The sequence below is a fragment of the Candidatus Thiosymbion oneisti genome (assembly GCF_900092655.1).
In the GTDB taxonomy this organism is placed as follows: domain Bacteria; phylum Pseudomonadota; class Gammaproteobacteria; order Chromatiales; family Chromatiaceae; genus Thiosymbion; species Thiosymbion oneisti.
Window position 1 is genome coordinate 1 of the sequence record NZ_FLUY01000955.1, and the last position, 8,679, is coordinate 8,679.

An 8,679-nucleotide genomic window follows, 5' to 3' on the forward strand; every position below is an offset into this window, starting at 1 on the left:
CGTGTCAGGGTGGGTTCTTGCCGCAACAAGGCCAGGATCCGTTCTTGGGTAGTTTCTTGGGTAGTTTCTTGGGTAGTTTCTTGGGTAGTCTTCCCCGAAGGCTGCGACATTGGTGGATAGCTGAATTCGACCCAGAGTCCGAGTTTTTCGTACGTCAGGGTCGGCAATGCAAGGCCGGCGTTCCGGCATTCTTGCATGACCTTCTCGATCCCGCGCCCCCAGGCTTCGATCATCCCGGCCCGGAAAAAAGCATTGGCAATGTCCGGATTGTACGGCTGGGAAGGATGTTTGCTCGTCAGACGCTCTACGGTCCAGTCCTCCGGGAGCTGCCCGTTGTTCCAAAATAGGATTCGGTCGTCATACACACTGATCTGAATTGGAACACCACTGGCATAATCCTTGTGCGCGATTGCATTCAGGAGGACCTCGCGCAGGGCGTCTTGCGGGACGGGCCAAGTTTCGACCCGCTGCACGCCCTCGTAGCCGATGGTTGCCTTGAGGTACTTGGTCAGTAACAGGTCTAGGGTTCGGTCCGCCTGGGCAAACAGGTCGCCGGTAATCTCATCATGGTAGCGTAGCTCACTGTCGTTTTCGAAAAAGCCGATAGAGCAGGACGGCCGCGCGTTTGAGGTATACACCGTCCGTCAGGCGAAGTTTCTCGATCAGGCCGGCATCGTCTTCTTCAAGAACCCCTGTTCCAAGGCGTTTGCTCCAGGCGGCGCGTTCCCGAAAACGGATGAGCACGCTCGCATCTAAATCACTAAGGGTGACGCCGGGAACCGGTACCGCGTCCCAACGCTTGCCCGTCTTGTTTAGCAAGAAACGGTCCAGTGCCACACCCTTAAGGACCTGTTTGGTGCTGCCGGTACGGTAGTGATATTCCCCCTTGTAGCTGACCGGGTAGGGATAGGGCTCGACGGTAATCCGCAGGTATTGCCTGCCCTCCTCCTCCAACAGATCCACATCGGCCAAAATACCCAACAGATCACGCATCTTGTTGGGCATATCCTCCAACAGCTTTTCCGCGCCCGTCAGGCCGATAACCTGGCCCTGGTCATTGCGACCGATCTCCAGAACGCCCCCTTGCGCATTAGCGAAACCGCAAACCCATTTCAGATGGTCGTCCCGCCAAGACTCTTTCCATTCGGTATTTTGGTTTTCCTTCATCAGATCCCGAAGATCCTACTCAGGTTGTCGAGACCTACCTGGTAGATGCCCTGGATGAGCCTGACAGCCGCGTTGTCGGGTACATCCGTGGTCTGGAAGTTCCCTGACCACTCGACCATGCAGCCATTGCCGTCGGCGTTCGGCTTGACGGCGATGGCGCCTTGGTAGTTCCGCATCAGTAGAGGATTTTTGAGAATGGAATAGCTGTATCGATGCCCCTCGCCGGTGGTATCGAGCTGCTCGACGATCGATCCGCCTCCCAACACATGCAGAGTACGCTTGGAACCGTCGTCCGAGCGCTCGGATTTCGAGATCACCGGGTGCCAATCAGGTAGGGCGTTGAAGCCGCCGATTAGGTTCCAAACACTTCCGGCACTGGCCGGCAGCTCGGTTGACAGCGTGACTTTCGGCATAATCGTCTCTCCTCCGGGTAGGTGCCGACTGCCGGTTGTGGGTCCTGATCCCACCCCCGGCAGCCGCGCGGTTTGAGTTGAAAGATGTTAAGGGATGGCACGGAGGCCGTTCCCTACATAAAATCATCTTTTTATACAAAAATTAAGTTGAAACGGGATACTAGTCTACGCGAGATGATGATGACAACTTCACCTCCGGATAGTAACGAACGCCGGGTTTTCGAGATCAAGGCATTGATATTGGGTATCTTTGTATTTTTTGTCCTGACGCAGCTCGGTTATTGGCTGCGGATAGATTTTTTCGGAAACGAAACCGGCGCCTGGTCCTATGTCTATACCGATTGGCTCATCGATTATTCTGCGGGCTTTGTAAGGCGCGGTTTGTCGGGTGAATTGATCGGGCTGCTCTCACCCTTGGTTCCTCCAAGAATTGTTATTGCGTCGTTGACATGGAGTATTTTCGGGATTCTCACCGTTGCCTATATACGATCGGTCGGACGTTCTCTGGACAAGTTGACTCCGACAGTATTGATCGGCCTGCTCTTTCTGCCGTCCCTCCTGCCGTTTTATCTATATGACCATGGGGCGTTCGGACGCAAAGAAACTATCGGCTTTCTGATTTTAGTTTGGCACCTCTATTTGTTGGAAGCACCCAGGAATAGGGAGCCGACTCGCTATATCAAAAAGATCATCCCCATGAGTCTGGTTGCCTTGCCGGTGCATGTACTGATTCATGAGGCTTCGTTCTTTTTGTTCGTTCCGGTGCATCTGCTCATCAGTCACGCGATCATTCGACAAGATGATTCGGTCGGCTCCTATCGAAAGTTTTTTACCCTTCTTCTCGTGTACCTTCCTGTTTGCCTGTCATTCCTGGTCGTTTTTCTTTTTGGTCATCCCTCTTTCGAAGTTGCCGTAGCCATCTGTAAAAACTGGGAGCTTCTAGGTGAGCTCGGACCGGGTAGGTGCGTCCTCGATGACCAAGGGGTTTTGGAGGCTCTAGGTGGGTTCGGGCTGGGAGCGGAGGTCCTCGAGGACAAGGTGATTTCATCGACCTCAGTCAGCACGTTCTCGGCACTTACGGGACTTGCCTGGACTTTCTCTCAGGCTTCGTCCATGGTTATCTCACTCTCTGCAGACACGCTATTGAGTTGGGTTTTGACCTCCGCGATCCTTGGGTTTTGTACGCTTTACATCGGCAGCATGGTGATAGACGCGCTGCGGAGGGGCGGCTCTACGCGCAGCTTCGATCCGACGGCCCTGGCAGCCCCCCACGCGCGTGTGCTCAACCTGAAATACTTCTTTGTCCCTTTGCTGGTGTCTGCGCCCCTCTACATTGTGGGCGCGGATTTCGGCCGTTGGGTTGCCGTAACCTGTATCAACTACATGCTGATCATATTGTCCAAAGATATCGTTCTCACGGAGCTGGAACATGCTAAATTTTCCCGTGGGAATACCGAACAAAAGTCACGTGTCATAAACTCATCCGTCCCGACGCTTGGCTTCTACGGCAACCTGCTTGTCTTTCTATTCATTCTATTTTATCTGCGGCTGCCGCATTGCTGCATTCGGGATTTCGGGATGTTCGAGGAGCCGCTCAGGACCATCATCAGGGTACTTCCCCACATCTTCGGCTAACCCGATTCATAACCCCAGCTCCCGCCAGCGCGCCTCGATCCGCTTGACGGAGACGGGATAGGCGGTCCCGATTTGCTGGGCGAAGAGGGAGACCCGCAGCTCTTCCAGCATCCAGCGGATCTCTTCCAGGCGGGTGTCGTGTCGCCCCGCTTCACGGGCGGCGGTCGAGCGCTCCCGCCATTTCCCGTGGATGGCGGCCATTGCTTGGATTCGCTGCCGATCCTTGGCGGCGGCCTGTGAGAGCTTGTCGGCCCGGGCGTCCAGGGCCTTCAGGTAGCGGGGATAGTCCTTGAGGTGTGGGTAAGGGACCTGCTGCAGGAAGCCGCGAAAGATCAGCGCATCCAGGTGCTGACCCATGTCCGTAACCGAGGCCGTCCAATAGGTCTGGGTGATGTCCGCAAGCCGTTTGCGGATGGCCTGGTAGCGGGTGAGTATCTGCCCGGTCAGCGCCTGGACATCCTGGGCCACGGACGCCAACCGGGGGCGGTTCTGTTCCAGACGCGCGGCGAAGGTCTGCCGGTCTCGGATCGGCGGTCGGTCCTCCAGAAAGGTGAGATCTAGGATCAGCGCCATCAGCTCGTCGGCCAGATCCGCCGCCTTGGATTCGTTCTCCCCCGCCGGTTGCGGCGCCTTAGCGTACTGCAGGCGCATGCGGTCCAGCTCCGGCAGGTCCTTGCGCAGCGCGTGCAGGTCCGATCCCAGCTGGAGCATCAGTAGCCGGCGCAATCCTTGGCGCATGGCTAATGCGGCGCCGGCCTCCGAGTCCAGCACCCGGACGGCGACGCTATCCCCCTGGTCGACCAAGGCGGGATAGCCGCGTACTCGAATGCCGCCGCGGTCCAGGTCCAGGCTTTCCGGCAGCGCATCGAAGTCCCAACACCGGAGCCCCGTCCGTTCCAGCTCGCGGGACGGAATCTCAGCGAAGACCTGCCGCCCCTGGCCGCCGTAGCGGCGCTTGAGCCGGGAGAAATCCTCCTCCAATGCGACCTGACGCCCCTGGTCGTCTATCAGACGAAACTTCATGCGCAGATAGCCGGGTAGGTTGGATGCATCCCAGGCGTCCTCGGGGACCGCGACCCCGGTCATCTCTTTGAGCATCTCGGAGACCGTCTGGACCAGGGGCCGATCCGGGGACAGTCGATCCGAGGGCATCAGGCGCTCGACCAACCGCCTTGCCGTCTCCGGAATGGGGACCAAGGCCCTGCGCGTCTGCTTGGGCAGGCCCCGCAGCAAGGCGACGAGCAGCTCCTCCAAGAGACCGGGGACCAACCACTCACACCGCTGGGGCGAGACCTGATTGACCAGGGACAAGGGGACGGTGAGGGTCACCCCGTCCGCGCTCGCCCCCGGGTCGAACCGGTACTCGAGGGGCAGCCGGGTGGCCCCGACCTGGAGGCTGTCGGGGAACGCCTGCTCGGTCACTGCTGCCGCGTCCCGTCGCATCACATCGTCCAGGCGCAGGTGCAGGCGCTTGGGTTCCTTGCGCGTCGCCGTGCGCAGCCATTGCTCCAACTGGGGCCGAGAGTAGATACCGCTCGGGACCCGCTGGGCGTAGAAGGCATAGATAGCCTCCTCGTCCACCAGGATATCCCGCCGGCGGGATTTGGTCTCCAGATAGCGGACGTACTCGATGAGCTCCCGATTGTGGCGCCAGAAGGGGGCCCGGGTCTCGAAGTCCCCCTCCACCAGACCGAAGCGCAGGAAGATCTCCCTGGCCTCGCCTGGGTTGATGGGTCCGTAGTTGACACGGCGCCTGGGGACGATGGTTACCCCATAGAGGGTGACCTGCTCGTAGGCCGCCACCTGACCGGGGCCGGCCTGCCAGTGGGGCTCCGCATAGCTGCGCTGCACCAGGTGGGCGCCGGCCCGCTCGATCCAGGTCGGTTGGACCCTGGCGACAATGCGCCCGTACTGCCGGCTGGTCTCGACCCGCTCCGCCGCCATGATCCACTTGGGTGCCGTCCGGAACAGCCCGGAGCCCGGATGGATGGAGAAACGGCTGTTGCGGGCACCCTGGTATTCCCGGTGCTCGTCCTTACAACCGATGTTGCTCAGCAGGCCCGTGAGCAGGGCGCGGTGGATCTCCTCATAGCTCCCCGCGGCCTGGTTCTCCCGGTAGCCCAGCTCCCGCAGCGTGAGACCGAGCTGGGTATGGATGTCCCGCCACTCCTGGACCCGGTTCCAGGACAGGAAATGCCGTTGGCAGAGCTTCCTGAACTTGTTCCGGGACAGCCGGGTGCGTTCCTGTTCCAGAAATCGCCACAGGTTCAGAAAGGTGAGAAAGTCCGAGTCCTCGTGCTGGAAGGTGGCATGGATCTGGTCCGCCGCCTGCTGCTGGGCCTGTTGCCAGTCTGGGGGCCGCTCCCGCGGGTCCTGGACGCTCAGGGCCGCGGCGATGATCAGCAGCTCGGTCAGGCAGTGATAGTCCTTGGAGGCCAGCAGCATCCGACCGATGCGCGGGTCCACGGGCAGGCGGGCGAGCTGCTCCCCCAGGGGCGTCAATCGGCCCCCGGCGTCCAGGGCCGCCAGCTCCTCCAAGGTCCGGTAGCCGTCGGCGATCAGCCTGGCATCCGGCGCGTCGAGGAAGGGAAATTCCTCGATCGCCCCGAAGCCCAGCAGCTTCATCTGCAAAATAACCGCGGCCAGATTGGTGCGCTGGATCTCCGGTTCGGTGAAGGGGGCCCGGGCCGCGAAGTTGTCCTCCGAATAGAGCCGGATGCACAGACCCGCCGCTACGCGCCCACAACGGCCCTTGCGTTGGTTCGCCGCGGCCTGGGAGATGCGTTCCACCGGCAGACGCTGGACCTTGCCGCGCCGGCTGTAGCGGCTGATGCGGGCGAACCCCGGATCGATCACATAGTGGATGCCGGGTACCGTGAGCGAGGTCTCGGCCACGTTGGTGGCCAAGATCACGCGGCGGGTCCCGTGGGCCTGGAACACCCGCGCCTGTTCCTGGGGGCCCTGGCGGGCGTACAGGGGCAGGAGCTCGGTAGACGGCGGGTGGTGCTTACGCAGGGTCTCCGCGGTCTCGCGGATCTCGCGCTCGCCGGAAAGGAACACCAAGACATCGCCCGGACCTACCCGAGCCAGCTCGTCCAGGGCCTCGGCGATGGCGCGTTGCATGGCATCGTCCCGCTCGCCCGGATGCTCATCCTCCGGTGGCCGGTAACGCACCTCCACCGGATAGGTGCGCCCGGAAATCTCGATGATCGGCGCCGGACCCGCGGTGCTCCCGAAATGCTCGGCGAAGCGCCCAGGATCGATAGTGGCCGAGGTAACGATCAGCTTGAGGTCGGGCCGCCGGGGCAGCAGCCCCTTCAGATAGCCCAGCAGGAAGTCGATATTGAGGCTGCGCTCGTGGGCCTCATCGATGATGAGGGTGTCATATTCATTGAGAAACCGATCCTGCCGAATCTCCGCCAACAGGATGCCGTCGGTCATCAGCTTGACGCAGGTCTCAGGCCGGATCCGATCCTGGAAGCGCACCTTGTAGCCCACCAGCGTCCCCGGTTCGGTCCCGAGCTCCTGGGACAGGCGGCTGACAAGGCTACGGGCGGCAATCCGTCGCGGCTGGGTATGGCCGATACGCCCGGCGATCCCCCGCTCCAGGTCGAGGCAGAGCTTGGGCAACTGAGTGGACTTACCGGAGCCGGTCTCGCCGCACAGCACCACCACCTGATGGTCACGGATCAGCGCCGCCACCTCATCGCGGTGCTCGCTGACGGGCAGCTCCGGGGGATACGAGATCTCGGGGACTAGAGATTCGCGCCGCTCGAGAACGGCCTGAGAACGGCGAATGGAACGCCAAAGCTCGGCGCGGTCGCCCTCGCAGGCTTGCCCCCGCTGCGTGCGCCGTCTCAGGCCGCGCAGTCGGCGCCGGAAACCATGCCGGTCGCGCAGCAGACAGGCATCGAGGTCTGAATCGGTGGGAAGCCGAGACTGGTTCAAGGGCAACCGACAGGCGCCGAATCCGGCGCTTTTCCGTCCCTATTTAGGCTGGGACCCATCCTTCACATCAGGGTAGTGGATAAACTCAAGTGGTGAAGCCTGTCAGCCCCTACCTCGTCATTCCGGCAGGAAGTGCCTGCCAGTGCGTCCCTGCCTGTCTGCGTGCAGGGACGCACTGGCAGGCACGCAGACAGGCCGGAATCCCAAGTGCCCATGGGTTAGATGCCATGGATAGCAAAAACAGTGGGGGTTCGGATCATTGGGCCGCACAACCATGCCACTTGAAATTTAACCATTACCCGCATCGGATTGTTTCCCGGTGTCTTCTTTCGAACGGCCTCGACTCCGACTCGTAGGTGAGCCCGTTTGAGCCGGTGGTGCCTTGAGGATCTGTTTCGGCTCGGCGGCCATCTCGAAGCGTTGCTGCGTTCGGGACAGTAGATTCGGGACAAGCTTCTCTGAAAACCCGGCAATGAAGCAACCGATGAACAACTTCGCGAAATCCTTATGGCTTAAATCAACAGTTTCCTGTGAAAGATTCGGAAATGCTTCGCCGCTAACGAGTCCGGAACGGAGGAAAAAATACAAGATGAAGCTCGCTCCGATGCCGACCAGGACACGGGTGAGGATCAGCCACCAGCAGCGGTTCAGCTTGAGATCGCCGAACGTACTGCCGGCGAGGCGCTTTCTCAGGCCGGTCATCATGCTGAAGGCCGCGCCGAACGCCCCGGCGAGTGCGACGAATGGCAGCAGCCAATCCTCAAACAACAATCCCCGTGACATTAGGAGTACGAACACGAACCCAAACGTGAGCATGTAGACCGTCTCCGTACGGCCCGTAATCTCTCTTGTGTATGTACGTCGCGCTTGGTTTTTCGTATATCGCCACTGCAGGTCGTTGATCAGGCCCGATAGGAGCGCTGCCAAGCCTTCGGGATCCTCCTGCAGCGCTTCTGCGCGCTTCCGATACCAGCTTGTGGTAGCCGCAGACAGTGACTGTTCCGCCTCCAGCAACCGTCGTTCGATCTCGACGTACAGGGTCGGCTCGTCGTAGAGCTGCACCAGCTGCTGCTCAATCTCATAGGCATCCTGCCAGGATAGATCCTTGTCTTCCTTCTTGGTTATTTCCCGTATCCGCTCCAGGGCCTTTGGAACCGGATTCGGCGCCGTTTCTTCGATCTTGGTGATATAGGCGCGCAGGGTAGTGTGGAATTGACACGTCAGGGCCTTAGCCTCGTCTCTTCCCAATGCTTTCGCGCATCCGGGATTCAGGTTTTTTTTGCAAAACAAGTCTTTTATCTTTGCCACAATCGTGCTCTCGTTTGAATTAACGGCCAAACGGCGCAAAGCATAGCAAGAAGGAATTTTCCGAGCCACGGGAGATTTGGGATGACCGAGGTCGTTCCGCAGTCGGCACTCATCACGCACTCTCCCTCCGGGAGGGTGTCGCAAAAGCCCCTCTCCCGCCGGGAGAGAGCCTGCGCCGAGCGCAGCGAGGGGGCTTGGGGAGAGGGGG

The 8,679-nt window shown here is 60.3% G+C and carries 6 protein-coding genes; 1 reads left to right on the top strand and 5 read right to left on the bottom strand.

The window, feature by feature from the left end; all coding sequences use genetic code 11:
• The 3 genes from BQ17_RS22570 to BQ17_RS09790 all read right to left on the bottom strand — a co-directional run.
• Positions 1-638 (bottom strand): ATP-binding protein (locus BQ17_RS22570; RefSeq protein ID WP_305118700.1); only part of this gene is annotated, 638 nt, incomplete at its 3' end.
• Positions 580-1,167 (bottom strand): AlbA family DNA-binding domain-containing protein, encoded by a 588-nt coding sequence (locus BQ17_RS22575; RefSeq protein WP_218068206.1) that lies wholly within the window; start codon positions 1,165-1,167, stop codon positions 580-582. The genes BQ17_RS22575 and BQ17_RS22570, both read right to left, overlap by 59 nt.
• Positions 1,167-1,580, bottom strand: coding sequence for an SRPBCC family protein (locus BQ17_RS09790; RefSeq protein ID WP_089726593.1), 414 nt, complete (start codon positions 1,578-1,580; stop codon positions 1,167-1,169). The genes BQ17_RS22575 and BQ17_RS09790 overlap by 1 nt, the downstream gene beginning before the upstream one ends.
• 174 nt (positions 1,581-1,754) lie before the next feature.
• Here BQ17_RS09790 and BQ17_RS09795 point away from each other — a divergent pair, with 174 nt between their 5' ends.
• Positions 1,755-3,215, top strand: a complete 1,461-nt coding sequence (locus BQ17_RS09795) for an Rv1490 family membrane protein (protein WP_141699210.1) — start codon at positions 1,755-1,757, stop codon at positions 3,213-3,215.
• 6 nt (positions 3,216-3,221) lie between these two features.
• Here BQ17_RS09795 and hrpA read toward each other — a convergent pair whose 3' ends face one another.
• Both hrpA and BQ17_RS09805 read right to left on the bottom strand, forming a co-directional pair.
• Positions 3,222-7,163 (bottom strand): ATP-dependent RNA helicase HrpA, encoded by a 3,942-nt coding sequence (gene hrpA / locus BQ17_RS09800; RefSeq protein ID WP_218068207.1) that lies wholly within the window; start codon positions 7,161-7,163, stop codon positions 3,222-3,224.
• A gap of 288 nt (positions 7,164-7,451) precedes the next feature.
• Complete coding sequence (locus BQ17_RS09805) at positions 7,452-8,540, bottom strand: hypothetical protein (RefSeq protein ID WP_176722373.1); 1,089 nt, start codon at positions 8,538-8,540, stop codon at positions 7,452-7,454.
• Positions 8,541-8,679 lie beyond the last annotated feature (139 nt).

What these genes read in the sequence shown, in the direction of transcription:
- BQ17_RS22575 (WP_218068206.1), bottom strand. Translation starts at nt 1,167, where the DNA reads ATGAAGGAAAACCAAAATACCGAATGGAAAGAGTCTTGGCGGGACGAC.
- BQ17_RS09790 (WP_089726593.1), bottom strand. Translation starts at nt 1,580, where the DNA reads ATGCCGAAAGTCACGCTGTCAACCGAGCTGCCGGCCAGTGCCGGAAGT.
- BQ17_RS09795 (WP_141699210.1), top strand. Translation starts at nt 1,755, where the DNA reads ATGATGATGACAACTTCACCTCCGGATAGTAACGAACGCCGGGTTTTC.